At 63.8% G+C, this 24,805-nt stretch carries 28 protein-coding genes, 1 tRNA gene and 2 pseudogenes; 20 read left to right on the forward strand and 11 right to left on the reverse strand.

The window, feature by feature from the left end:
* Positions 1–6 precede the first annotated feature (6 nt).
* Positions 7–1,518, reverse strand: coding sequence for a replicative DNA helicase (locus tag NP825_RS10000; RefSeq protein ID WP_257551061.1), 1,512 nt, complete (start codon positions 1,516–1,518; stop codon positions 7–9).
* A 245-nt stretch (positions 1,519–1,763) separates the two neighbouring features.
* Here NP825_RS10000 and NP825_RS10005 point away from each other — a divergent pair, with 245 nt between their 5' ends.
* The 10 genes and pseudogenes from NP825_RS10005 to NP825_RS10050 all read left to right on the forward strand — a co-directional run bounded on the left by NP825_RS10005 (position 1,764) and on the right by NP825_RS10050 (position 8,595).
* Positions 1,764–2,261 carry a UPF0262 family protein gene (locus NP825_RS10005; protein WP_257551063.1) on the forward strand — a complete coding sequence of 166 codons (498 nt, stop codon included), beginning with the start codon at positions 1,764–1,766 and terminating at the stop codon, positions 2,259–2,261.
* 2 nt (positions 2,262–2,263) lie between these two features.
* On the forward strand, positions 2,264–3,019 hold the full coding sequence (locus tag NP825_RS10010; RefSeq protein WP_257551067.1) for a glycoside hydrolase family 25 protein: 756 nt from the start codon (positions 2,264–2,266) through the stop codon (positions 3,017–3,019).
* Positions 3,016–3,465 carry a cytidine deaminase gene (locus tag NP825_RS10015; RefSeq protein WP_257551069.1) on the forward strand — a complete coding sequence of 150 codons (450 nt, stop codon included), beginning with the start codon at positions 3,016–3,018 and terminating at the stop codon, positions 3,463–3,465. The genes NP825_RS10010 and NP825_RS10015 overlap by 4 nt, the downstream gene beginning before the upstream one ends.
* A 163-nt stretch (positions 3,466–3,628) precedes the next feature.
* Positions 3,629–4,183 (forward strand): dCTP deaminase, encoded by a 555-nt coding sequence (gene dcd / locus NP825_RS10020; RefSeq protein WP_257551071.1) that lies wholly within the window; start codon positions 3,629–3,631, stop codon positions 4,181–4,183.
* A 74-nt stretch (positions 4,184–4,257) separates the two neighbouring features.
* A complete protein-coding gene (locus NP825_RS10025; protein ID WP_257551074.1) occupies positions 4,258–4,746 on the forward strand; it encodes a DoxX family protein in 489 nt (162 codons plus the stop codon).
* A gap of 72 nt (positions 4,747–4,818) precedes the next feature.
* Entirely contained in the window at positions 4,819–5,988 is a 1,170-nt protein-coding gene (locus NP825_RS10030; RefSeq protein ID WP_257551076.1) for a trans-acting enoyl reductase family protein, read from the forward strand.
* A gap of 7 nt (positions 5,989–5,995) precedes the next feature.
* Complete coding sequence (locus NP825_RS10035) at positions 5,996–6,796, forward strand: acyl-CoA thioesterase II (protein WP_257551078.1); 801 nt, start codon at positions 5,996–5,998, stop codon at positions 6,794–6,796.
* A 392-nt stretch (positions 6,797–7,188) separates the two neighbouring features.
* Positions 7,189–7,359 (forward strand): annotated as a pseudogene (locus NP825_RS10040) (IS3 family transposase); the annotation flags it as partial.
* Positions 7,360–7,390: 31 nt separating this feature from the next.
* A complete protein-coding gene (locus NP825_RS10045) occupies positions 7,391–7,879 on the forward strand; it encodes a DUF6118 family protein (protein ID WP_257551080.1) in 489 nt (162 codons plus the stop codon).
* Positions 7,880–7,992: 113 nt separating this feature from the next.
* Positions 7,993–8,595 (forward strand): glutathione S-transferase family protein, encoded by a 603-nt coding sequence (locus NP825_RS10050; RefSeq protein ID WP_137889384.1) that lies wholly within the window; start codon positions 7,993–7,995, stop codon positions 8,593–8,595.
* A gap of 479 nt (positions 8,596–9,074) precedes the next feature.
* Here the strand turns inward: NP825_RS10050 and NP825_RS10055 are convergent.
* From NP825_RS10055 to NP825_RS10080, 6 genes and pseudogenes are all read right to left on the reverse strand, one after another.
* Positions 9,075–9,389: pseudogene (locus tag NP825_RS10055) on the reverse strand (ATP-binding protein); the annotation flags it as partial.
* 134 nt (positions 9,390–9,523) lie between these two features.
* Positions 9,524–10,081, reverse strand: coding sequence for a TonB-dependent receptor domain-containing protein (locus NP825_RS10060; RefSeq protein ID WP_257551086.1), 558 nt, complete (start codon positions 10,079–10,081; stop codon positions 9,524–9,526).
* Between the two features lie 14 nt (positions 10,082–10,095).
* Positions 10,096–10,362, reverse strand: a complete 267-nt coding sequence (locus NP825_RS10065) for a TonB-dependent receptor plug domain-containing protein (RefSeq protein ID WP_306998984.1) — start codon at positions 10,360–10,362, stop codon at positions 10,096–10,098.
* A complete protein-coding gene (locus NP825_RS23560) occupies positions 10,254–10,727 on the reverse strand; it encodes an SLC13 family permease (RefSeq protein WP_306998931.1) in 474 nt (157 codons plus the stop codon). Before NP825_RS23560 ends, NP825_RS10065 begins: the two co-directional genes overlap by 109 nt.
* 197 nt (positions 10,728–10,924) lie before the next feature.
* Entirely contained in the window at positions 10,925–12,295 is a 1,371-nt protein-coding gene (locus NP825_RS10075; protein WP_058815467.1) for a sensor histidine kinase, read from the reverse strand.
* A 38-nt stretch (positions 12,296–12,333) separates the two neighbouring features.
* A complete protein-coding gene (locus NP825_RS10080; RefSeq protein WP_058815843.1) occupies positions 12,334–13,002 on the reverse strand; it encodes a response regulator transcription factor in 669 nt (222 codons plus the stop codon).
* Between the two features lie 79 nt (positions 13,003–13,081).
* Here NP825_RS10080 and NP825_RS10085 point away from each other — a divergent pair, with 79 nt between their 5' ends.
* Positions 13,082–14,221, forward strand: a complete 1,140-nt coding sequence (locus NP825_RS10085) for an ABC transporter substrate-binding protein (protein WP_058815468.1) — start codon at positions 13,082–13,084, stop codon at positions 14,219–14,221.
* Positions 14,222–14,462: 241 nt separating this feature from the next.
* On the opposite strand, the gene NP825_RS10090 is transcribed toward NP825_RS10085, so the two are convergent.
* The 4 genes from NP825_RS10090 to NP825_RS10105 form a co-directional block, all read right to left on the reverse strand.
* Positions 14,463–15,815, reverse strand: a complete 1,353-nt coding sequence (locus NP825_RS10090) for a HAMP domain-containing sensor histidine kinase (protein WP_257551094.1) — start codon at positions 15,813–15,815, stop codon at positions 14,463–14,465.
* The gene (locus NP825_RS10095; protein WP_257551096.1) at positions 15,812–16,540 is read right to left on the reverse strand and encodes a response regulator; all 729 of its coding nucleotides are present in this window, start codon (positions 16,538–16,540) and stop codon (positions 15,812–15,814) included. The genes NP825_RS10090 and NP825_RS10095 overlap by 4 nt, the downstream gene beginning before the upstream one ends.
* Before the next feature lie 129 nt (positions 16,541–16,669).
* A complete protein-coding gene (locus NP825_RS10100) occupies positions 16,670–17,287 on the reverse strand; it encodes an EF-hand domain-containing protein (RefSeq protein ID WP_257551098.1) in 618 nt (205 codons plus the stop codon).
* Between the two features lie 324 nt (positions 17,288–17,611).
* Positions 17,612–17,785: a DUF1328 family protein gene (locus NP825_RS10105; RefSeq protein WP_257551100.1), complete on the reverse strand. Its 174-nt coding sequence runs from the start codon at positions 17,783–17,785 to the stop codon at positions 17,612–17,614.
* 215 nt (positions 17,786–18,000) lie between these two features.
* Between NP825_RS10105 and NP825_RS10110 the strand changes: the two genes are divergently transcribed.
* The 9 genes from NP825_RS10110 (at position 18,001) to NP825_RS10150 (ending at position 24,793) form a co-directional block, all read left to right on the forward strand.
* Complete coding sequence (locus tag NP825_RS10110) at positions 18,001–19,269, forward strand: alpha/beta fold hydrolase (protein ID WP_257551102.1); 1,269 nt, start codon at positions 18,001–18,003, stop codon at positions 19,267–19,269.
* A gap of 48 nt (positions 19,270–19,317) precedes the next feature.
* A tRNA-Gly gene (locus tag NP825_RS10115) sits at positions 19,318–19,391 on the forward strand.
* Between the two features lie 147 nt (positions 19,392–19,538).
* Positions 19,539–20,710 (forward strand): IS3 family transposase gene (locus tag NP825_RS10120; RefSeq protein WP_095387322.1). Its coding sequence is split into 2 segments (ribosomal slippage): positions 19,539–19,803 and positions 19,803–20,710, totalling 1,173 coding nucleotides; the frame shifts between segments, so codons are not numbered across the junction.
* Complete coding sequence (locus tag NP825_RS10125) at positions 20,635–21,144, forward strand: TrbI/VirB10 family protein (protein ID WP_374046563.1); 510 nt, start codon at positions 20,635–20,637, stop codon at positions 21,142–21,144. The genes NP825_RS10120 and NP825_RS10125 overlap by 76 nt, the downstream gene beginning before the upstream one ends.
* Positions 21,137–21,352: a DUF2274 domain-containing protein gene (locus NP825_RS10130; protein WP_067105495.1), complete on the forward strand. Its 216-nt coding sequence runs from the start codon at positions 21,137–21,139 to the stop codon at positions 21,350–21,352. The genes NP825_RS10125 and NP825_RS10130 overlap by 8 nt, the downstream gene beginning before the upstream one ends.
* Positions 21,349–21,570, forward strand: a complete 222-nt coding sequence (locus tag NP825_RS10135) for a helix-turn-helix domain-containing protein (RefSeq protein WP_257551108.1) — start codon at positions 21,349–21,351, stop codon at positions 21,568–21,570. Before NP825_RS10130 ends, NP825_RS10135 begins: the two co-directional genes overlap by 4 nt.
* Before the next feature lie 451 nt (positions 21,571–22,021).
* On the forward strand, positions 22,022–22,309 hold the full coding sequence (locus NP825_RS10140) for a hypothetical protein (protein WP_067184137.1): 288 nt from the start codon (positions 22,022–22,024) through the stop codon (positions 22,307–22,309).
* Entirely contained in the window at positions 22,306–22,530 is a 225-nt protein-coding gene (locus tag NP825_RS10145; protein ID WP_067105493.1) for a hypothetical protein, read from the forward strand. Before NP825_RS10140 ends, NP825_RS10145 begins: the two co-directional genes overlap by 4 nt.
* Positions 22,531–22,645: 115 nt before the next feature.
* Positions 22,646–24,793: a catalase gene (locus NP825_RS10150; RefSeq protein WP_257551115.1), complete on the forward strand. Its 2,148-nt coding sequence runs from the start codon at positions 22,646–22,648 to the stop codon at positions 24,791–24,793.
* Positions 24,794–24,805 lie beyond the last annotated feature (12 nt).

Below are 24,805 nucleotides of genomic sequence, written 5' to 3' on the forward strand. Positions count from 1 at the left end.
CGTTATTTATTCATAATCCGCATAGGCCTGGCTCTCGTCGGCGAGATCGCTGAACTTCGTCGTCTTCGCCTCGAAGTGCAGGCGCACCTTGCCGGTCGAGCCGTGACGCGATTTGGCGACGATGACTTCGGCCAAGCCGAAGACGCGCTCCATCTCGGCCGCCCATTCCTCGTGCGCGGCGTGAATCTTGACGTCGTCGCCCTCGACCGGGCGCTTGGGCTCGCGCGCCGCGACATAATAATCCTCACGGAACACGAAGAGCACCATGTCGGCGTCCTGCTCGATCGAGCCCGATTCGCGCAGGTCGGAAAGCTGCGGCCGCTTGTCCTCGCGGCTTTCGACCTGACGACTGAGCTGCGAGAGCGCCATGACCGGAACATTAAGTTCCTTCGCCAATGTCTTCAATCCACGCGAGATTTCGGAAATTTCCTGCACGCGATTATCGCCGCTCCGCGACGAGCCCTGAAGAAGCTGGAGATAATCGACGATGATGAAGCCGATGCCGTGGCGCCGCTGCAACCGCCGCGCGCGGGTGCGCAGGCCCGCGATCGTCAGCCCCGGCGTGTCGTCGATGAACAGGGGCAGCGTCTGGAGCGCCTGCGCGGCGCGGCTCAATTGCTGGAACTGCTCCTTGCTGATCTTGCCCATGCGCAGCGCTTCGCCCGATACCCCCGATTGCTCGGCGAGGACACGCGTCGCGAGCTGGTCGGCAGACATTTCGAGGCTGAAGAAGGCAACCTTCGCGCCCATATTCTTTTCGGGCGGGATGCCGTCTTCTTCGTCGCGGCGGAAACGCTCGGCGGCATTATAGGCGATGTTGGTCGCGAGCGAGGTCTTGCCCATGCCCGGACGGCCCGCGAGGATCATCAAGTCGCTGTTATGCATGCCGCCGATCTTGGCGTTCATGCTGCCGATGCCGGTGGTGATCCCCGACAGGTGCCCGCCCGAATTGAGCGCGCGCTCGGCCGCCTGCAGCGCGGTGAGGCTCGCGGCGTTGAAGCTCTTGACCGTCCCCATTTCGGCCTCGCCGCCCGCAACGCGGTAGAGCGCGGTTTCGGCTTCCTCGATCTGCGCCTGCGGATCGACGCTTTCGCTCGTGTCGAGCGCGCTATCGACAAGGGTGCGGCCGACGCCGACGAGTTCGCGCAGCAGCGCGAGGTCGAAAATCTGCCGCGCGAAATCGCGCGCGCCGATCAGCCCGGCGCCGCTGCCGGTGAGCTGCGCGAGATAGCCGACCCCGCCGACCGCCTTCATCGCCTCGTCGGCTTCGAAGAAAGGCTTGAGCGTCACCGGGGTCGCGATGCTGTTGCGCTCGATCAGCGCCATCGTCTGCTGAAAGATGCGGCCGTGGAGCGGCTCGAAGAAGTGATCGGGGGTCAGCGCGACGGGCAGATCCTCGACGACTCGATTGTCGATCAGGATCGCGCCGAGAAACGCGGCCTCAGCCTCGATATTACGGGGCAATTGGCGGTCTTCCCCGGTTGCGGCCGGGGTGGGAAAGAGGGCGAGTTCGGGCATGGGGCGGTATCATGCGCCGCCGCTTGAGCCTGCGCAACGGATGATCGTGCATTCTGCATTATTGCTGTGGGCGGTCTGTGCATAAGTCTAAAAAAACCCGTTCGTGTCGAGCGAAGTCGAGACACCCCTCGGGGTGGGGCAAGCTCGATGGGTGTCTCGACTTCGCTCGACACGAACGGACTAAGAGGATGGTGACATCCGCCCCCCTTGCCCTTCGCGGCGCGGCAGGTAGAAGCACGGACAGCATGTCCGACGCCGCCCCCTCCCAACAGCGCATCATCTCGATCGACCTCGACGAGGGCTCGATCATCTGGCGCAACCCCGACGTCGAGCAGGAACGGCGCGTCGCGATTTTCGATATCCTCGAGGAAAACCGCTTCGTTCCGCAGCGCGGCCACCCCGACGGCTATGCCGGTCCCTATCGGCTGCGGCTGCGCGTCGAGGACGGCCGGCTGATCTTCGAGCTCAGCCGCGAGGATCATTCGCCGCTGGAGGCGATCATCCTCGGCCTCGGCCGTTTCCGCCGCCCGATCCGCGATTATTTCGCGATCTGCGACTCTTATTATCAGGCCATCAAGACCGCGACCGCGCAGCAGATCGAGACCGTCGATATGGCGCGGCGCGGGCTGCACAACGAAGCGGCCGAGATGCTGATGGACCGGCTCGACGGCAAGATCGCGGTCGATTTCGACACCGCTCGCCGATTGTTCACGCTGATCTGCGTCCTCCACATCAAGGGCTGACGATGGCGACGGGGGCACGCAGCAGAGGCAAGGCAGCCACGCCGCCCCGCGATTGGCGCAGCGCGGCGGTGCGCGTCCTCCGCCGGATCGGCGGCGCGCTGGTCCTGGTGTTCCTGCTTGCCGGTCTCGCGCTCTGGTGGGCGTCACGCTGGACACCGTCGCGCGAACTCTTCCCGACCCAGGGGGTGACGATCGACGCGAGCAACGGCGAGGTGCGCTGGGGCTCGATCAAGGCCGCGGGCGCCGATTTTGCCTATGTGGTGGCGACGGCAGGCGACAAGGACGTCGATCCGATGTTCCAGCGCAATCTGGCGGGCGCACGCGCGGCGGGGATTCCGGTCGGGGTCATCCATCGCTACAGCCTCTGCGGCCTCGCGACCGACCAGGCCGCGAACTTCATCCGCCACGTGCCCCGCCGCGCCGACATGATGCCGTCGGTCGTCTGGCTCGATTTCGATGACCACTGCCCCGACCGCCCGACGCGCGCGCTGCTGCGCTCTGAACTCGCAACCTTCCTCGCGCAGATCGAAGCGCATATGGGGCAGGAAAGCCTGATCGCGCCCAGCGCGGGGTTCGAAGCCGACTATGGCGTGACGGGGGCGATTTTCCGCACCGCGGCGATGCGCAGCGACTTCTTCGAGCCCGATTATGGCGCGCATCCCTGGACGATGTGGCAGGCGAACCATTATCTTCGAGTGTCGGGCGCCGACGGGACGGTCGGATGGAATGTGCTGCGTCCCAAAGGAGAGATGCGATGAGCGATGGAAAAGCCGCCCTGATCGACGCCGCGCGCGATGCCGCGACGCGCGCCTATGCGCCTTATTCGGGCTTTCATGTCGGCGCCGCGCTTTTGCTCAAAAATGGCGACGTCGTCACCGGAGCCAATGTCGAGAATGCAAGCTATGGGCTCACCCTCTGCGCCGAGACGAGCGCGGTCGCGAAGATCGCGAACGAGGGCTGGATCGGCGAGCTCGCCGAAGTCGCGATCGTCGGCGGGCGTCCCGACGGCGACGCGCTGATCGGCAGCGATCCCGTGCATCCCTGCGGCCGCTGCCGCCAGATATTGAATGAAGCCGCCGAGCGGTCGAAGACCGACATCCTCATCCACTGCGCTTCGGGCGACGGCGGTGCGGTGAAGAGCTATCGGCTCAGCGAACTGCTCCCCGCGTCCTTCGGGCCGAAGGATCTTGGGTTGATCGATTAGGCGGCTGTGCCCCTGCGAAGGCAGGGGCCCATCTCCGAGCCGATCGACATCCTGCCAACGCTTGCCTGGTATCGCAGCGGCGGGTGATGGGCCCCTGCCTTCGCAGGGGCGCGGTTTGAAACATCGGCTTGCGCAAAACACGCGGGCCCGACAAGACAGCCGTATGAGCATTCTTTCCGACAAATGGATTCGCGAAGCCGCCCAGACGCAGGGGATGATCGAGCCATTCGTCGAGGCCCAGCGCCGCGACGGCTGCATCAGCTACGGCCTCTCCTCCTACGGCTATGACGCCCGCGTCGCGCCCGAATTCAAGATTTTCACCAACGTCGACAGCGCGGTCGTGGACCCCAAGGATTTCGCGTCGAACAGCTTCGTCGACCGCGAAACCGACGTCTGCATCATCCCGCCGAACAGCTTCGCGCTCGCGCGCACGGTCGAATATTTCCGCATTCCGCGCGACGTGCTCGTCATCTGCCTCGGCAAGTCGACCTATGCGCGCTGCGGCATCATCGTCAACGTCACCCCCCTCGAACCGGGCTGGGAAGGCCATGTGACGCTCGAGTTTTCGAACACCACCCCCCTGCCCGCGAAAATCTATGCCAATGAAGGCGCGTGCCAGTTCCTGTTCCTGCAGGGCAACGAGCCATGCGAGACGAGCTACGCCGACCGCGCGGGCAAATATATGGGGCAGAAGGGCGTCACGCTGCCCAAGCTGTAAATCCGCGGAACCGCCGCGCCCTCTCGCGCGTCCTTTCCGCACAAGCGGACGGGGCGCATGTTGGAGGATGCCCTATGTCCATGATCGCCGTCTTCATCGGCCGCCTGTTCATCGCGCTGATCTTTATCGTGTCGGGGATCAACAAGCTGATCCACGTCACCGATACCAATGCGATGATCTCCGCCGCCGGCCTGCCCGGCTGGCTGGCCGTTCCTACCGGATTATTCGAGCTGGTCGCGGGCGTCTGCATCGCGCTCGGCATCTATGCGCGGGCTTTCTCGCTGCTGCTCGCGGGCTTCGTGCTGCTGACGATCCTCTTCTTCCACCGCGACTTCACCGATCCCATGCAGGCGATGGCCGCGATGAAGAATCTGGCGATCGCGGGTGGTCTGCTCTGCCTCTTCGGCTATGGGCACACGCGTTGGAGCTATGACGCGCTCCGCCGCAGGCGCCGCGACGAGATCGAGGCACACAATGCCGAACTCCGCGCCGCGCGCGCCGAAGGTCAGGCCGAAGCCGCGGGCGCGCCGGTCGTCGTCAAGCGCCCCTGGTGGCGCTTCTGACGCTTCGCGCTTGGCATCGCAGCCCGCCTGCGCTAGCCTTCACTTAACGTTTACGTAAAGGGAGGGTTTTCCATGGCATCCCGCGATCTCGACATCATCGTCTATGGCGCGACGGGCTTTACCGGCCGCCTCGTCGCCGAATATCTCGCGCACCACTACAAGAGCCGCAAGGACGCCCCAAAATGGGCGATGGCGGGGCGCAGCCTCGCCAAGCTCGCCGAGGTGCGCGACCTGATCGGCGCCGACGAAGAAACCCCGCTGATCGTCGCCGACGCGAGCGATCCCGCGAGCCTCGACGCGATGGCCGCCCGCACGAAGGTCGTGCTCACCACCGTTGGCCCGTATCAGCTTTACGGCGACGCGCTCGTCGCCGCCTGCGTCCGGGCCGGCACCGCCTATGCCGACCTCTGCGGCGAGCCCGGCTGGATGCGCGAGATGATCGACGCGCATCAGGACGCGGCGAAGGCCTCGGGCGCGCGGATCACCTTTTCCTGCGGCTTCGATTCGATCCCGTTCGATCTCGGCGTGCTGTTCCTGCAGGCCGAGGCGGTGAAGCGCCATGGCAAGCCCGCGCCGCGCGTCAAGGGCCGCGTCCGCAAGATGGCCGGCGGCGCCTCGGGCGGCACGATCGCCAGCCTGACCGAAACGCTGAAAGCGGTGGCGAAGAAGCCGTCGCTTGCGCTGCTGCTCAAATCGAGCTTCGCGCTGACGCCGGGCTTCGAGGGGCCGTCGCAGCCGACGGGTCTGATCCCCGAATATGACGGCGCGACCGGCACCTGGACCGCGCCCTTCGTGATGGCGCCGATCAACACCAAGAATATCCACCGCACCAATTATCTACTCGGACATCGGTGGGGCGCGGATCTCGTCTATGATGAGATGGTGATGACGACGATCGGCGACGCAGGCAAGGCGATGGCCGAAGCGATGGCGAAGGCGAACCCCTTCGGCGACGCCAAGCTGCAACCCGGCGAGGGGCCGAGCAAGGAAGAGCGCGAGAACGGCTTCTACGACATCCTGTTCGTCGGCGAATATCCGGACGGCACGACGATCCGCGCCAGCGTTCAGGGCGACCGCGACCCGGGCTATGGCTCGACGTCGAAGATGCTCGCGGAGACCGGCATGGCGCTTCTCGAAAACAAGGGTGACGGCGGCGTCTGGACACCCGGCGCGCTGCTCGGGCAGGCGCTGATCGACCGGCTGACCGCGAATGCGGGGCTGACCTTCCAGATCGAAGAATAGGAAAGCGATGACGACCTCTCCCAGCGCACTCGATGCGCTGCTCTCCACCTTGCGCGTCGACGGCGATGCCGCGACCGCGCATATCGGCGAAGGCTGGATGCAGGGCCGCACCGCCTATGGCGGGATCAGTTCGGCGGTCGCGCTCGCCGGAACGATGCTGCTGCATCCGACCGAAACCCCGCTGCGCTATGCCCAGATCAGTTTCGTCGGCCCGGTCGGCGGTGATTGCAGGGTCGAGACGCGCGTGCTGCGCCAGTCGAAATCGAGCCTGTTCGTCGACGCCGGCGTGTCGAGCGAGCAAGGATTCGGCACCGCCGCGGTCTTTGCCTTTTCGGGCGACCGCGCGAGCCATCTCGACCACAACCGTCTGACCATGCCCAACGCGCCCGCCCCGGAGAGCCTGCAACCCGTGCCCGAGCACAAGGTGCGCCCGGCCTTCGCCAGGCATTTCGACATGCGGCCGACCACCGGCCCGCGCTTCGGCTGGAAGCAGGAGAGCGGCGAATATCTGACCTGGGTGCGCTTCACCGAACAGCCCGCGTGCCACCCGGCGGTCGCGCTGCTCGCCCTCGGCGACGCGCTGCCGCCCGCGGCGATGGCGCTGTTCAGCGAATTCGGCCCGATCAGTTCGATGAACTGGACGGTCAACATGCTGAACGGCACGCCCGCGACCGACGACGGCTGGTGGCTGCTGTCGGCGAAGACCGCTTATGCCCGCGGCGGCTTTTCGGTGCAGGACATGATGATCTGGAACCGTGCCGGCGAGCCGGTGCTGAGCGGCAGCCAGGGAATCGCGATCTACGCCTGATAACGACCGGAAGCCGGCCCATCTTGCATCGTCATCCCGGACTTGATCCGGGATCCATTCATCCGGCGCCGAGAGAATGGATCCCGGATCAAGTCCGGGATGACGAGAGACTGAAAGTCGCGCGCAGCATCTCTTATCTTCGTCATTCTCGCGAACGCTCAACGCCTCCCCCGAGCGAAGCGTCCGATGTACTTTGCTTTAGATCGTAGGCCATCAGGAGCGGCCATTTCCCCGATTGCCCGGCACGACTGCGGAAAATTCCCTGCAGCGTCATGGACTCGTTTCTGCTGAAGTAGTGATACTCGTCTGTCCGCCGTCAGCACCAATGGCGCATATTTGAGGTTGTGATTTAAGGAGGATTTGGGCTTCGTCGTAGTGACGAAGGAACGAAGATGAAGCCCAAATCCTCCTTGAAAAAATCGGCGCCGAAGGCCCCAGCTGAGCGGGTGGTGAAGGACATACGGCGTGCGACGCGCCGGCACTTCTCTGCAGAGGACAAAATCAGGATCGTGCTGGAGGGGCTGCGCGGCGAAGACAGCATCGCCGAGCTGTGCCGCAAGGAACCGGCTTGTCTCCATCGAGCGCCAGCCCGCCATGCAGATGACTCCGGAAGACTTCGAGGCGCGGATGACGGCGGCGGCGGCACGAGCGCGACGCGACGACGAGGTCTTGATTGTGGCTGCGAAGCGGGAGCGTGGCGAGGCAATCCGCGATCTGCGGGCGATCATCGGCACGGCCAACTCCATCTACGAGCAAAAAAGACTTCGTTGGTGGTATGTCGGCGGCGGCTTGCTCGCCGGGTGCCTCCTGTGGTCGGTGCTTCCCGGATTTGTCGCGCGCACCCTTCCGACAAGCTGGCACCTGCCGGAACGCATCGCCGCGCGCACCGTTCGTGAGCCGACCCTATGGGAAGCGGGGACTCGGATCATGCACGCTGATAGTCCGGCGGCGTGGCAGGCCATCGCCGAGGCCGCCGACATGCGCCGTGACAACCGCGAGGTGATCGACGCTTGCTTGCAGCGGGCCACCAAGGTCAGGCAGCCGGTGCGGTGCACGATTAGAGTGAGGAACCGGCAACTTTGAGCATATCGCGCGGGGCAGCCCGACGAAGCCTGCTGTCAGCAAACGACCGATAACGGCTTTCCGACAACAAAATCTCGTTGCGCAAAAGCTGCTGTTCGTGACAGCATCGGTGGATGCTAAAACTGCACTTTGCTCCCCTTACTCGCTCCGTCAGAATCAGATGGTTCTTGGAAGAGTTGGGGCTCGAATACGAGTTATTACGTTCAGAGTATAATCGAGACGGTAGCAGGGGATTCGCCCAGAATACCCCGTCAGGCCAATACCCATACATTGAAGACGGCGATGTCGCTCTTTCAGAGTCGGGGGCGATCGTCCAATATCTCTTGGAGCGGTATGGAAATGGGCAGCTCGAGCCGCCTATCGGATCAAAGGATCGTGCCGCCTATCTCTACTGGCTGCATTTTGCAGAAGGCACAGCCGCCAATGCCATCAATACGACCGTTTGGTTGACAGTCTACCGGGATGATGCGGATCGACATCAGGAAATCATCAGCGCGGTGCGTGACAGCGCAAACACGGTGTTTAACAAGATTGAAGCAGCCCTCGCTACCCAGCCATATATTACCGGAAACGATTTTTCGGCTGCTGACATCATGATGGGCTTTACACTGGGGTCCGCGAAGTGGCTTCAACTGCTCACCGATGCGCATCCCAAAACGCTTGAGTATGTTGACAGATTATTCGCCCGCCCGGCGTTGCAAAAGTCGCTTAGCTAAATTCGGCAATTTGGCTGCCTTGGTCTGCGATTGGCGATAATTCGACAGTCCAGATTTTACCATTTCCGGTGAGACGTGAGCCAAATAGTTGAGCATCATTCGCTATCCGAACGGCCAGTGGCCTAAAATAAGATTTGAAGCAGCGCTGTTTCCGTCCCGTTGCGTTCCGAATCATATCATTTCGGCCCACGGGAAATGTGGGAACGCCTGTGGTGTCAGGTTTGGGCAATTTTGAAGTTTTCACGTAAAATCAACGCGATAAACCGCTTGACTGGTGACCCCTACGGAAAACCCAAGTGTGTCAAACGGCGTTCAAACGGGACCCCCGATCGGCGTCGAAGAGGGAGCCCCTTTTCGGATATGATGTTGGTTTGTTGAGGTGAGCCTAGCGCTGCGTGCGGCGGAGGGCGGGCGTAGCCCGACCGGAGACGCGCGCAGCGCAAGATAGATTTTAAAGCGGCCGAACCGGGCGGCAATTTGCGGTTTTTGAAGCGCCAGCTGTCGTTGCCGGTCTCGACGATATCGCAATGGTGGGTGACGCGGTCGAGCAGGGCCGTGGTCATTTTGGGGTGGCCGAACACGGTAGGCCATTCGCCGAAGGCGAGGTTCGTAGTGATGATGACGCTGGTACGCTCATAAAGCTTGCTGATGAGGTGGAACAGCAACTGTCCTCCCGAGCGCGCAAAGGGCAGATATCCAAGCTCATCGAGCACCACCAGGTCGAGCCGCGATAGCTGTGCCGCCAGGGTCCCGCCCTTGCTGATCCGGGTCTCCTCTTCGAGGCGTGTCACCATTTAGGGCCAAGTAGCCCTATACGCGTCCGCTATCCGGCCGGAAGCACCCCAAAAAAGAGCTGGCTTCGGCGAAGCCAGCTCGAGTCAGGATGAACAGGTCTGCGAGAGCGCCGACATCATGATCGGCCCCATAGCTAGAATTTCGCCTTGATCGATGCGTAGAAGGAGCGCCCGATCACGTCGTAAGTCGCAGCATCGGTCGTCAGCGGCGAAGCGCTGATGAACGGCGGCGCCTTGTCGGTCAGATTCGTCACACCCAATCCGAAGGAGAAGCGCTTGTCGATATCGAAGTCCGCGTTGAGATCGAGATAATTGTAAGCCGGAACCCCGGGGGTCGCCGAGGCCGGATTGGCAACTACGTCCGAATGGACCATCGCCGAGATATGCCGCCACAGAAGTGACAGGCTGAAATCATCGTTTGAATAGGTGATGCGGGTGTTGATCTTCCACTCGGGATGCGAAATCCCGCCGCCGACACCGCCGAACCCGGCGCTTCCGGCATAGTTGAGCGTGGGTGATCCCAGAAGGCCCGCCACCTTGTACTGGCGCAGGTAGGATGCGGTCGTGCTGAATTCGAGCGCGCCCGCCGACGGCGACATCCCGAGCGCTTCGAGCCCGAAACCCCAAGTGAACTGGGTATCGATGCCTGCGACCGTGTAGGTGGCGAAGTTGAAGAGCCCCTGCTGGCCCAACGCAATCTGCCCGGTCAGAGGATCGCGCGAAATGCGCTGACAATAATCCCCTTTTTCGCGGACAGTTCGAGGCCGTCCAGATTTGTGCGCAGCTTGAAATTGGTAACCCCGGCGACCGCATCCGATCCATAGGTCGCCGACGCGCCGCCGGTGATCACCTCGACCGACCCGATCAGCGACGATGGAATGGTGTTGAGATCGATGGCGCCATCGGGGCTCGACGGCATGAGCCGGCGACCATCGAGCAAAACGAGCGAGCGGTTCGGGCCGAGCCCGCGCAGGTCGCTGTAGGACTGGCCGCCGCCAAAGCCGATGGTGCCCTGCGTGTCGCCGACCTCGGCGGCGCCTTGCCCAGCGCAAGCAGCGCGGAACCGATCATGATGCGGACGGGGTCGCCGTGTACGATGCGGACGATCGCACGGATTAACGGGTCGAAGACGCCGACATCGATCATCAGCCCGAAATAAAGGATCGCAAAGACCAGCATGACACCGGTCGGGGCGAGTTGCTTCACGCCGTTCATCATCATCGTGCCGAGGTCGGTCTGATAGGCCCCGAACAACAGAAATCCGACCAGCGCGAAAGAAACCGGCACGACAATCAGCGCGACAATGGCGGAAAGACGCTTGGTCATGATCAGCGTCATGAAGACGCTGACCATCGCGAAGGCGTAGAGAGACAACATGGTCCTGATCAGCCGAGTGGTGCCGCAGCCGGAGGCCGGACAAGGCCCCCCGCGCTTCGGCGGGCCGGCAAAGATGCCGGCATGTCCGCGCCTTGATGGATAGCCACAAATCCTCCCTCATTGCTGTTCCTGTTCCGGAACCTTGCACACCAACTAGCTCAGGGACCTTTCACCAAGCTGTCAGCGTCTGGCGGGAAAATAATCGTAAGCCGCAAACCGCGATCACCCGGACCGCCGTCGAGCCCGAGGTCAAGGCCGAGAGTCTCGGCGATCGAGTGGGCGATCGACAATCCCAATCCGCTGCCATCGTTCCCGGCGTGCGGGTTCAGCCGAATGAAGCGTTCAAAGACCTTTTCGCGATCTTCGGGCGGAATGCCGGGCCCGTCGTCCTCAACCCGGATCGCGGCGGGTCGCTCATCGACAATCACGCTGACCTGCCCGCCCGGCCGGTTATAGCGAATGGCATTGTCGACGATGTTGACGAGCATTTCCGTCGCCAGCGCCGTGTTGGTCCGGACCTCGACCGCGCGCTGCGGCGCGCCGAGATGCAGTCGAATCTGCCTTGCGCTCGCGACGGCCTCCTGCCCGCTCACGACATCGGCCGCTAACCGGCGAAGATCGGCCGGCTCAAGGATCACCCGTTCGGGATGTCCGCTATCAACGCGCGCCAGTGACAGCAGCTGGTTCAGCAAATGGCTGAGCCGGGCTCCTGCATCGTCGATATCTTCGATCGACCCTTTCGCTTCGGCGCTTCCCGGCTTCGCCCGCTTGAGGACCGCGACATGGGTGCGCAGGACCGACAGCGGTGTACGCATCTGGTGCGATGCATCGGCGGTAAACCGGCGAATGCCCGCAAATCCGCTGTCGAGCCGGGCGAGCATGGTGTTGAATGCACTGACCAGATCGCCGAGTTCGCCCGGAACGCCGGCAGCCGAAAGCGGGGTCAGGTCCTCCGCACCGCGTCGATCCATTTCGGCCTGCAAACGCTTCAGCGGAGCAAGGCCGCGACGCACGGCGATCGGCATCAGCATGGCTGCGGTAGCAATGAGCGCGAGCTCCAGCACCGCGAGCCCGACCAGCAGTCCACGCGCCATACGCTTGCGCGCATCGAGCGTTTCGGCGACCTGAACGACGATCGGCTCGCTGACCTGCGGCACGATCCGGGTAACCGCCACGATACGGACTTCATGTCCCAGGTATCGACTTTCGGCGAAAGTAAACTCCTCCTGCCGCGCCGGGTCGATCCGGATCTGGGGCAGGTCCGTATAGCCGGTCAGGATTTCGCGCCCCCGCCGGACGCTGTAATAGACATTGTCGCGCGCGTTATTCTCCAGCATTCCGAATACGGCAGGTGAAAGATCGAGGGTGATTTCGCCATCGTCGCTGCCCAGCGAGTCGGCTATGCCGCGTGATGCCGCGCTCAATATCCGGTCGTTAACGGCGCCGACCGTGCGGGTAATCGCAAAAGAACCGGCGACCCCGAGGACCAGCGCCAGCATCGCAACCGGCAGGACCAGCCATCCGAGCATCCGGCCCGTCAACGACCCTTCCCGCGGCCGGGCTGACTTCAACGCGGTTCGATCACATAGCCGAGGCCACGGATTGTCCGGATTGCAGGACCATCGGGCTCGAGCTTGCGGCGAAGGCGCGCGACATAAACCTCGATCGCGTTCGGTGACACGGGTTCATCGTAACCGAACACCTCCGCGCTCAACCTTTCCTTTGGCACGACCTTGCCCGTCTGCGCCGAGAGGCGTTCGAGGACGGCCCATTCGCGGCGCCGCAAATCGAGCGTCCGTCCGTCGACCGCCGCGATACGACGAGCAGGATCGATGGTCAGCCGGCCGATCGTCGTCAGCGGCGACGCCTCGCCCGCCGCGCGGCGCAGCAGCGCGCGAACGCGAGCCTCGAGTTCGCCCGCATCGAAGGGCTTCAGCAAATAATCGTCGGCGCCATGGTCCAGCCCCGCGATGCGGTCCTCGATCGCATCGCGCGCGGTCAGGACCAGTACGGGAACCTTGGATTCGCCGCGCCGGATCGCATTCAGGACGTCGAGGCCGGAAATGTCCGGCAGTCCGATGTCGAGCACCACCAGCGCATAGGGTTCCTCGCGGACGACCATCATCGCGGTTTCGCCGTCCTCGGCAACATCGACCGAATGCCCCGCGCTCCTCAGCAGTGCGGAAACACCGCGCGCGAGGGGCGGATCATCTTCGACAAGCAATATCCTCGCCATCGCTTCAATCTGGCGAAACTCGGCATATTGGTCCACAGGAGATTTAAAGGGAGAGTGACGTGCGAAGGGGAAAGCCCCGATGAAATCACGCGGCATCGTCCGTTGCCTCGGGCTCTGGGTCGGAATTTTTGGGCTTTCGGGTGGCTGTTCCCCGGACACCGACTATGCCGCGCGGGTTCCCGCGGGCTACGACGTTTCTTACGCGAACCTTGTCGAGGACGGCACGAAGGAAGGCCGGCTTGTCATCTGGTCGACGACCGACCGGAAGGTCATGCGCGATCTCCTGTCTGCATTCGAACGCGCCTATCCCGGGATAACGACCGACTATCACGATCTGTCCGCCCGCGATGTCCGCGACCGGTTTCTGGACGAAGAAAAGGCCGGGCGCGGAAATCCCGACCTCCTCCTTTCGTCGTCGATGGACATGCAGATCAAGCTCGTGAACGACGGCTATGCCCAGTCCTATGACTCGCCCGAAAAGGGAAATCTGCCCGATTGGGCGAACTGGAAGAATCAAGCCTGGGGCGTTACCGCCGAACCGGTTGTCATGGTCTACAACAAGGCGCTGCTGTCGCCCGAGCGTGTCCCGCGCAACCATATGGACTTCGTCCGGTTGCTCGAACAGCGCGACACGGAATTGCAGGGACGTATCGCGACCTATGATCCCGCTTCATCGTCGGTCGGCTATCTCTGTCTGTCGCAGGACAATGCCACCAGCGGTCACGTCTGGCAGATGGCTCATGGCCTTGGCGCCAACCGGGCCCGTTTTTTTTCGACTAGCGAAGAGGTGATCAAGGATGTTTCGAGCGGACGGTCGGTGATCGGCTATAATGTCCTCGGATCCTATGCCTTGGACGAGGCGGCTCGCAATCCCGAGCTGGGGGTCGTGTTCCCCGCCGACTACACGCTGGTCATGTCGCGGATCGCCATGATCCCGACCACGTCCGGCCATCCCAACGCCGCGCGGTTGTTTCTGGACTTTCTGTTGTCCGCCAAGGGCCAGGTGCTGCTTACCCGCCATGCGATGCCCTCGGTGCGCAGCGACGTGGAGCGGCCGATGGAACTGCGCGGCACCACGGCACCGATGCGAGCAATACGCGTAGGTCCTGAACTGCTCATCGCGCAGGACAAGCTGACCCGTAACCGATTCATGAAACAGTGGAATCGCGAAATTGAGGCCGGCGCAGCATCAAGCAAGCAGATTGGTCCAACAGGGTGATAGCGGACAACCTCACGGAGCGCTTTGGGCGCATTCTACCACCGATCAATCGGCCTTCTTCTTAGCCTGTAGGCAATACTTGCCGAGGCGTGCGCCAAAGCGGAGCCGCTCGCCTCCGGTAGACTCGGGCAAATCGCCCCAACGTTCAAATAGCCACTTCCAGCGAATTATAATACTGGTGTCTCCGGGAAAGCGGGAATGACGAAAGTTAGGAAGGGGCAGCTCTCAACCCAACGCCGCCTTACGCTTGGACCGGCAGTTCGATGATCGCGTCGAGTCCGCCTTCCGCCCGCGCCGCGAGGGTCAGCGAACTGCCCTCCCCCTCGGCAATGTCGCGCGCGATCGACAGGCCCAGTCCCGCGCCGCCGGTCGCGCGGTTGCGCGACTGCTCGCCGCGCGCGAAGGGTTCGATCAGCGTAGCGATCTGTTCGGGGGTCAGGCCGGGCCCATCGTCGGACACGACGATCCGCGCCATCCCGCCGTCAACCGCCACCGACAGCCGGGCGCGGATACCATAGGCCAGCGCATTGTCGATCAGGTTGCGCAGCGCACGACGGAGCAGCATCGGGCGCGCCCGCACCATCGCCGGAGCGACGTCGCCCAGGCTCACATCCTTGCCCTGTTCGTGATAATCGCCCGCCATCTCGTCGACCAGCGCGCCGAGGTCGATGCGCTCCTGCGCTTCGGTCCCCGCGCCTGAGCGGGCGAGCGCCAAAATGTCGGCGAGCATCGCGGTCATTTCCTCGATCGAAGCGATCATCTTGTCGCGCAATGTCGCATCCTCGACCTGCTCGACGCGCACGCGCAGGCTGGCGAGCGGGGTGCGCAGGTCGTGCCCGACCGCGCCGAGCATCCGGTCCTTGTCCGACAGCATCGTCGCGATCCGCGCGCGATAGCCGTTGAAGGCGGCGATCAGGTCGCGAACGTCCGATGGCCCCTTCTCGGCCAGCGGGATCGCGTCGCGCAGCGCCGGATTGGTCCGCGCTGCGCGGGTCAGCCCGCGCAGCGGCGCTGCGGCACGCCAGGCGATGACCATGATCGGAATCAGCAATAATAGATAGAGCGACAGCGTCTGCCAGATCAGAAAGCCCTGAATCCGGTTGCTGCCTGGGCCGATACGCGTGCGCACGGCGAAATAGCGGTCGCCGACTTTAGCGCTGACGAAGACCGGCCGCGGCATGTCGGCGCGCGCCGTGCGTTGGCGCTGCGGGAGCACCCAGGCATCGACCTCCTGAGCGGGGATTTCCGCCTCGTCGAGCAGACCCGCGACATAGGCGGCGAGGTCGGGGAGATGCGCCGCGCCCGGCGGCACGGGGGGCGGCAGGTCCGAGATGACGAGCCGCTGGTTGCGCTCGCGCGCCTCACGCGAATCCTGGGCGCGTGTGTCCTGAGGACGCCGCGTGTCACCGCGCCGGTCGCGCTCGATCGCATCGATGATCCGCGCCACCGCCATGCCGCCGCCGTGCGCGAAGCTCTGCTGCCGCTGCCCACGCGACAGCAGCACGAAATTGACCGCCTGCGCGATGAACAGCATCACCGCGACCGCGAAGACAAGCTGGCCGACAAGGCTGCGGGGCCACAGGCGCAGGGTCACGCCGCCGGGCCCATCCGCCGGACCTCGCAGGCGAGCGTATAGCCCCCGCCCCACACGGTCTTGACGAGTTGCGGGTGCGCGGGATCGACCTCGATCTTCTTGCGCAGGCGGCTGACCAGATTGTCGATCGCACGGTCGAAGATGTCAGCCTCGCGCCCGCGCACGAGGTCGAGCAGCCGGTCGCGGCTCATCACCTGGCGCGGATGGCGGACGAGCGCATGGAGCAGATGATATTCGCCCGACGACAGCGCGACCTCCGCACCCGCCTCGTCGACGAGCACGCGCTCGACCTCGCGCAGCACCCAGGGGCCGAAGGCATAGCTCGTCCCGCCGGGGTCGAGCGCGCGGCCGTTCGCCTGCGTCCGGCGCAGCACGGTGCGGATTCGCGCGACCAGTTCGCGCGGGTTGAAGGGTTTGACGACATAATCGTCGGCGCCGATCTCCAGCCCGATGATGCGTTCGGTGTCCTCGGCGCGCGCGGTGAGCAGGATGACGGGGATGCTGCTCGTCTCGCGCAGGTGGCGGGTGAGCGACAGCCCGTCCTCGCCCGGCATCATGATGTCGCTGACCACCAGATCGACGCTCTGCGCACGCAACACCGACCGCGCCTCGGCGGCGCTCGCCGCGTCGGACACGGCAAAACCCTGCGCCTCCAGATATTCGGACAGGGGTTCGCGGATCGAGGGTTCGTCGTCGATCAACAGGATGCGCGGCATATCGGTCATGCGTCGTCCATCAAATATAGTTCGCCCACCGGCCCGCGGGAGGCCGGTGGGCGATAGCTGGCAGGGACGGCACGCAAAGGCAATGCCGGGAGGGGGATGGCTGTCCTGCCGCCGCCCCTGCCAAATGGCTTATTCGCTGGCGGGAGCGGCCGGGGCGGAGGCGCGCTTGGCGCGCCACTCGGCCGCCTTCGCTTTCCATGCCTCACGCTGCGCGGCGCGTTCCTCGGCGGTCACCTGACCATCCTTGTTCGCGTCGGCCGCATCGAAGCGGGCGAGCGCAGCGGTCTCGAACTCGGCTTGGCTGATCGCCTTGTCGCCGTTCGTATCGGCCTTGCCCATCATCATGCCGCCACGCATGCCATGGCGTCCGCCGCGCATCCCGTGATGGCCGCGCATGCCGCGCTTGCCTTCGGTCGCACCGGCCTCGGCGCGCTTCTCGCCGCGCTTGGCGGCGCGATCGGCGCTGTGCTGGTCCCACTCGGCCTTGCTGATGCTGCCGTCCTTGTTCGCGTCGAGCCGCTCGAACATCTTGGTCTGCATCGCGGCGCGGCGCGCGGCGCGGTCGCTCGCGTCGAGCTTGCCGTCCTTGTTGGCATCCATCTTCGCGAACCGCTCGGCGGCATGCGCCTGCGCCTCGGCGCGGGTCAGCGTGGCGTTGGCATCGCCCTTGGCGCCGCCCGGCGCCGCGAGCACGGGAACGGCGATCAGCGCCGCGCCCAGGGTCAGGAAACTGAGCTTCTTCTTCACGTAACGAACTCCTCATCAGAGGGGACGGCGATGCGTCCCGATGAGACGGTTCTAGGCGCGGTTTGTCCCACGCCCTTGCCGGATGGACGAAAAATTGTCGCAAATTGTCGCAAAATCGTCGCGCCGTTCATGGAGCCGCAAGCGGACAACCGCCGGAAACGAGTAAGCCCCGTCGCATCTCTGCGGCGGGGCTTCCCTAGGCTCCATCCGAAGATGCGAGCCAAATCCTACTCATTCTTTCGATCAAGTAGATCAATGAAACGCCTGCCCTGCCCGATGGTTCCCCGCGCGGTGAAAATAGGGCCGGGAAGGACGCCCGGCGGCTCAGGTGATCTTCTTCGCCGCCGCCGCGCCGAGAACGAGGAACAGGACGACCAGCGCCAGGCCGACGAAGAACAGGATTTTCGCGATACCGGCCGCGGCCCCCGCGATGCCGCCAAAACCGAGCACCGCCGCAAGCAACGCGATCACGGCAAAGATCAGAGCCCATTTGAACATCCGAATTCTCCTTGTCCGGCGGACGCACGGGGCAGCATCCCGAACCGGCATATGCCGTTTGGGAGGACGACCCGCTGTCGCGCCTTGTTTTCTATCTATCGAGTGCGCTGGTTAAACGGTGACCGCGGCCGAAAGTTCCTGTTGGACAATCGACGTATCAGGCCTGACCATCGCATGGCAGCGCCGGAGTCGGCGCCCGATTGGGAGAAAACGCCATGGTCACGCGCCCGTTTCGCTTTTCGGGATCGACCGGAAAGCAGCTTTCGGGGCGGCTGGAAATGCCCGGCGGGCGCGTGCGCGGCTGGGCAATCTTCGCGCATTGCTTCACCTGCGGAAAGGACAATCGTGCCGCGACGCGCATCGCGAGGCTGCTTGCGCGGCAAGGGATCGGCGTCCTCCGCTTCGACTTCGCGGGGCTCGGCGACAGCGAGGGCGATTTCGCCGACAGCCGCTTTTCGTGGGACGTGCGCGACCTTCAGGCCGCGGCGAAGGCGCTGGTGGCCGAGGGCAAGCCGCCGTCGCTGCTGATCGGACACAGCCTGGGCGGCGCGGCGGCGATCGCGGCAGCGGTCAACCTTCCCGCGATCCGCGCCGTCGCGACGATCAACGCGCCCTTCGACGTCGCACATACGCTCCACCAGTTCGATCCCGCCGCGCTCGCCGCGATCGACGCGCAGGGCGCCGCCGACGTGCTGCTCGCCGGGCGGCGCTTTCGCGTCGGACGCGGGCTCATCGACGATCTGCGGGCGCAGGATCAGGGTGCGCGCATCGCAGCATTGCGCCGCCCGTTCCTCGTGATGCATGCACCGCGCGACGACACCGTCGGGATCGAGAATGCGACCAAAATCTATGTCGCCGCGCGCCATCCCAAGAGCTTCGTCTCGCTCGACGACGCCGACCATCTGCTCAGCCGGCCGCAGGACGCAGAGCGCGTCGCCTTCATGATCGCGGCGTGGACCGCGCCCTATCTCACACCGCCGGCCGATCCGCCCGCAGCGCAGGTCGACGCCGAAGCCGAGGAGACGCGCGAGGGAAAATTCCAGGTCGTGATCAGCGCCGGCGATCACGTTTTCCTCGCCGACGAGCCGGTCGGCGTCGGCGGGCTGGGGTCAGGGCCGAGCCCGTTCGATCTGCTCTCCGCCGCGCTCGCCGCCTGCACGACGATGACGCTGCGCCTCTATGCCGACGGCAAGGGCTGGCCGGTGACGCGGATCCGCACCGCGGTCGGCCACGAAAGGCAGCCGGGCGAAGCACGTCCTGATCTCTTCAACTGCCGGATCGCGATCGAAGGCGCGCTCGACGCCGATCAACGCACCCGAATGATGGAAATCGCGGAGCGCTGCCCCGTCCACCGCACGCTCGAACAGGGGTCGCGCTTTACCTTGGCCGAAGGCGAGCCCCCTGCCCCGTGCGACCCGCCCGAGGCACACCGCGAAGCGATGGACCGCGCAACTGAAGGCCCGGCGACGGACGGTGTGGCGTAGCGCTTGACGACAGGCAGCCAAAATGGCAATCGCGCCAGCCTTGGACACGCGGGTATAGCATAGTGGTAATGCTCTAGCCTTCCAAGCTAGCTAGGCGGGTTCGATTCCCGCTACCCGCTCCAGACCCCCTTCCGAGAACGTCCGGCAACGTCCAAAAAACGGCTGATTTCTCCCACTTTTCTGCTATAACCGTCCCTGTTGATGCGTGATCTGCCCCCTTCTGAGTGGTCCAAAATTGATGATATTTTGGACGACGAAGGAGATATAGAATGCCGAGCAAGAAGCATCGCCCGGAAGAGATTATCGGCAAGCTACGTGAGGCGGAGGTTGTGCTTGCGCAGGGCGCTACGACCGCCGAGGCGTGTCGTCGGATCGCGATCAGCGAGCAGACCTATTATCGGTGGCGCAAGGAATATGGCGGCCTGAAGACCGATCAGGCGCGTCGGATGAAGGATCTGGAGAAGGAGAATGCGCGGCTTCGTCGTGCGATCTCGGACCTGACGCTGGACAAGCTGATCCTGCAGGAGGCTGCCCGGGGAAACTTCTGAGCCCCGCACGCCGCAGGCGCTGTATCGACCACATCAGAATGATGATGCCGGTGTCCGAGCGGCGGCTGTGCCGCGTGCTCGGGCAGCACCGATCGACGCAGCGCAAGGCGCCACGCGGGGCGGATGACGAAGCGGCCCTCACTGAGGATATCATCGCACTGGCCCGGCAATATGGTCGTTATGGCTATCGCCGGGTGACGGCGTTGCTACGCGATGCGGGGTGGCATGTGAACCGCAAGCGGGTTGAGCGTATCTGGCGCCGCGAAGGGCTGAAGGTGCCACAAAGGCAGCCGAAGCGCGGGCGTCTGTGGCTGAACGACGGATCGTGCATCCGGCTGCGGCCAGAATATCCCGGCCATGTCTGGTCCTACGACTTCGTCGAGGGCCGGACGCACGATGGTCGCAAATACCGGATCCTGTCGATCATCGACGAGGCGAGCCGGGAGTGCCTGGCGTTGCCGGTGGCGCGTAAGCTCAAGAGCGACGACGTGCTCGCGGCACTGGCCGAGCTGTTCGTCACGCGTGGGCCGCCGGCGCATATCCGGTCGGACAACGGCCCGGAGTTTATCGCGACGGCGGTGCAGCAATGGCTCGCCCAGATCGGCGTGAAGACGCTGTATATCACGCCCGGATCGCCATGGGAGAATGGCTATTGTGAAAGCTTCAACGGATCCCTGCGCGATGAGCTGCTCAACGGCGAGATCTTCTACTCGCTCGCGGAGGCCCGGATCCTGATCGAGGCTTGGCGGCGGCATTACAACACCGTCCGGCCGCACAGCTCGCTGGGATATCGACCACCGGCGCCGGAGGCCGTTCCATCGCCAGTGTCGCCCGCCGGTTCCGCTTCGCTCCACCTGCGGCCAACACTGGCGATGGACGCGTCAATGCACTAACAATCCCAGCGGACCACTCGGTGGGGGCCGGTCACGTCGCGTTCGGCCAAAGCCGCGCGCTGGTGGTCTGGCAGCGCATCATCCTTCCCGATGGTTCGTCAATCCGCATCGACAATGTTCCCGCGACCGACACGCAGGGCTATGCGGGCCTCGCCGACAAGATCGACCGGCACACATGGCAGCTATTGAAGGGCGTCGCGCTCTCGACGCTGCTTGGTGTCGGCTCGGAATTGAGTTTTGGCAGCAGCGAGAGCGACCTTGTTCGAGCGATCCGTGAAGCCGCGCAGCAGGGCGGCGCGCGAGCCGGCGACCAGCTCGTCACCCGCAATCTCAATATCCAGCCGACTATGCGCGTCCGGCCCGGCTGGCCGCTGCGTGTCATCGTCCACAAGGATATTGTCGTCGGGCGGCCGTGGGGAGGCGGAAATGGCTGACCTGAAATTGCCGAAGCTGCCGGAGCGAACGCCGAAGAGAATCACGTTCAACGCCATGCCGGGTTTGTTCGAGGCATTGAACGCTTATGCCGACGCTTACGAAGCGGCATACGGCAGGCGTGAATCCGTGCCGGACCTTATTCCTGCAATGCTTACGGCTTTCATCGAAACCGATCGCCGCTTTCACCGAGGGAGGCGGAAGCCATGAGCAAGATGCAGAGCAGGCAAGGGCCGCAAGTTGCGTCCGAGGACCGCCACCATATCGAACCGATCAGCGTCCGCATATCCGCCGCGGTTAAACTCACTGGCATTGGACGGTCGACGCTCTACGAACTCATCAAGGCCGGAGAGCTAGAAACTGTAAAAGTCGGTCGATCGACCTTCATTCGATACGCCAGCCTCAAGCGCCTGTTCGAGAAAATCTAGGGCGCCGCGAGCGAGCCGCAGGGGATGGCCGGCAAAATCCCTTGCGCCTGTCTATAGGCAATTTACCCTGCAATTCTCCGTTTTTCGTCAGATGCAGGGTAATGGACCGGCAGGCCCGCCACCGAACTTTTTCGATTCCCATTTTCGCGAAGTTCGACCCTCTATTCGATTCCCATTTTTCGTTATAGTCGCGTGAGGGTGTCAGCGAGGGTATGTCTCGGCCGATTGGAAATAATATTCATTATAAACATCATCTTAGGAAGGTGATGCGGCTCCCTGCTTCGACGAAGGACAGGCACGGCTAGGGGCGAAATGTCGCGGACCGCGGCCCTTGGATTTTCGTCCTTACAATCCGTGTGTACAAACCCATATAGCATCTATCGCGGCCCTCCTTTTTGTAAGCCGCCGCGGCTGAGAGCCTGTGCTCCCGCTTACGCAGAGGAGCCACGCCATGAATCGCCCCGACACCGCCGAAAGAACCGTCGCATCGTCTCGCCCCGTGCGCCATTTCCACAAATATCGAAGCCCGCTCTCCCTCGATCATGCCCGGCGTCAGGGTGACATCAGCCAGCTTGCCTATCTGGTGATGGGCGGACGCGACCCTGCCATCGCCTTTCTCAATGGAGAAAATGTCGTGCTTGGCGGAAGGCCGCTCGCCATCGCAACCGCCAGCCCGGAGGGCTATGTGCAGGTCGCGGAGATCATCCGCTCTGGTGCTTCCGTGCCGGAATCGACGTGAGCCGCGCGATCAACCTCGCGTTGCCTGAGGCCGATGTCAGGGAAATCTGCCGTGCGTCGGGAGTGGCTATCAGTGCGATCGAGCGGTTGCCGTCAGGCGGCACGCGCTTGGTCTGCACGACCAGTAGCGGCGCCGACGAAATCCGCCTCAGACTCGCTGGCCACCTGATCGAAGGCGCGGTCGATCGATTCCGCTTCTATAGGCCATCCCCGACCGGTTGATGGCATGCAATGGCGCCGGAGGCGGCCTAGCTCGATCAGAAGAAAGCGGGCGCGACGAAACTTAGGGGGAAGCCGCGGGTTGAGACCTTATCCCCGCTGACCGAAGGATCCGATCATGGCGAAGAAGCCCGTGCCGTCACCCGCCGCAGACCATGCACTTCGTGACCACCAACCGGGAGAGGGCCAGCCGGCGCCGATTGACAGCAGAGGCGATGGCGATGAACTGCATCAGCAAGTCGGAGATGGAGTCGCCGATGCGGCGGCTTATCTCACCGATAATTTCGGTCACCGTATCTCCGACAATCAGAATTCGCTTCGCGCCGGCGCACGCGGGCCGACCTTGCTCGAGGATTTCGCCCTCCGCGAGAAAATCTTCCATTTCGACCATGAGCGCATTCCCGAACGCATCGTCCATGCGCGCGGGTCGGGCGCGCACGGCGTGTTCGAATGCACCAGGGCGATTCCCGAACTGACCAAGGCGTCGATCTTCCAGAAGGAAGGGGCGAGTTGTCCGGTCTTCGTTCGCTTCTCGACCGTCGCCGGCGGCGCCGGATCGGTCGACACGCCGCGTGACGTGCGCGGCTTTGCGGTCAAGCTCTACACCGAAACCGGTAATTGGGATCTGGTCGGCAACAATATCCCGGTCTTCTTCATCCAGGACGCGATGAAGTTCCCAGATCTCGTCCACAGCGTGAAGATGGAGGCCGACCGCGGTTATCCGCAGGCGGCGAGCGCACACGACACCTTCTGGGACTTCATCGGCCTGATACCCGAATCGATGCATATGATCATGTGGGCGATGTCCGACCGCGCGATCCCCCGCAGCTTCCGCATGATCGAAGGCTTCGGCGTTCATACCTTCCGCTTCGTCAACGATGAGGGTGCGGGCAAATTCGTCAAATTCCACTGGAAGCCCGTGCTCGGCATCCAGTCGACGACATGGGACGAGGCGGTCAAGATCGCCGGTGCCGATCCCGATTTCCTGCGCCGCGACCTGTTCGAGGCGATCGATGCCGGCGACTTCCCGGCGTGGAATCTCGGCGTGCAGGTCTTCGACGAGGCGTTCGCGGCAAAGCAGCCCTATGACGTGCTCGACGCCACCAAGCTGATCCCCGAGGAGGATATCCCCGTCGAGATCGTCGGCCGCATGACGCTCAACCGCAACGTCGACAATTTCTTCGCCGAAACCGAGCAAGCCGCCTTCCTGCCGTCGAACATCATCCCCGGCATCGATTTCAGCAACGACCCGCTGCTGCAGGGCCGGCTCTTCTCCTATCTCGACACGCAGAAGTCGCGGCTAGGAACGACCAATTTCCACCAGATTCCTATCAATGCGCCCAAATGCCCCTTCCACAATTTCCAGCGCGACGGGATGATGCAGACGCTCGTGCCGACCGGGCGCGCCAATTACGAACCCAACAGCCTCGCCGAAGCGGGTGAGAATGGCGGTCCGCGGGAGAGTGCGGAGGCGGGCTTCACGACCTTCAGCGCCAACGACGAGCGCAACGATCCCGCGCAAAAGCTCCGTATCCGTGCCGAGCTATTCGCGGATCATTTCAGCCAGGCGCGGCTCTTCTACCTGTCGCAGACCGCGAATGAGCAGGCGCATATCGCCTCGGCGCTGGTCTTCGAACTGTCAAAGGTCACGCTCGATCACGTCCGCGCGCGTGTCGTCGGCCAGCTTCGCAACATCGACGAGGATCTGGCGAAGCGCGTTGCCGCGGGCCTCGCGATCGACCTGCCGCCCAAGGAAAGGGCTGCGCGAGCGCCGGTCGATCTCAAAACCTCCGATGCGCTGTCGATTCAGAAGAATGCCGATGACACAATGGAGGGCCGCAAGGTCGCGATCCTCTTTGCCGAAGGGTCGGACAAGATGGCGATTGACAAGCTGAAAGCCGATATCGAAGGCACCGGCGGTACCCCGTTCTTGGTCGCGCCCAAGGTCGGCGGGATCAAGGTCAAGGGCGGCACGCTCAAGGCCGATGGCCAACTCGCCGGATCGCCTTCGGTGCTGTTCGACGCGGTCGCCTCGATCCTGACAGAAGAACAGGCCAAGGCGCTTTCGGTGCAGGGTGCGGCGGTGCAGTGGTTCATGGACGCCTATGGCCATTGCAAGACCATCGCGCATGACGACGCGACCCAGATATTGCTCGACAAGGCGGGCGTCGAAAAGGACGGCGGCGTCGTTGCGATCGACGCCTTCGCCGATGTCGGCACGCGGCGTCATTGGGCGCGTGAAGCCAAGGTGCGCGATCTTGCCTGATCGCCTACGTTG

Origin of the sequence: Sphingopyxis sp. DBS4, assembly GCF_024628865.1 — a bacterium.
Lineage (GTDB): Bacteria > Pseudomonadota > Alphaproteobacteria > Sphingomonadales > Sphingomonadaceae > Sphingopyxis.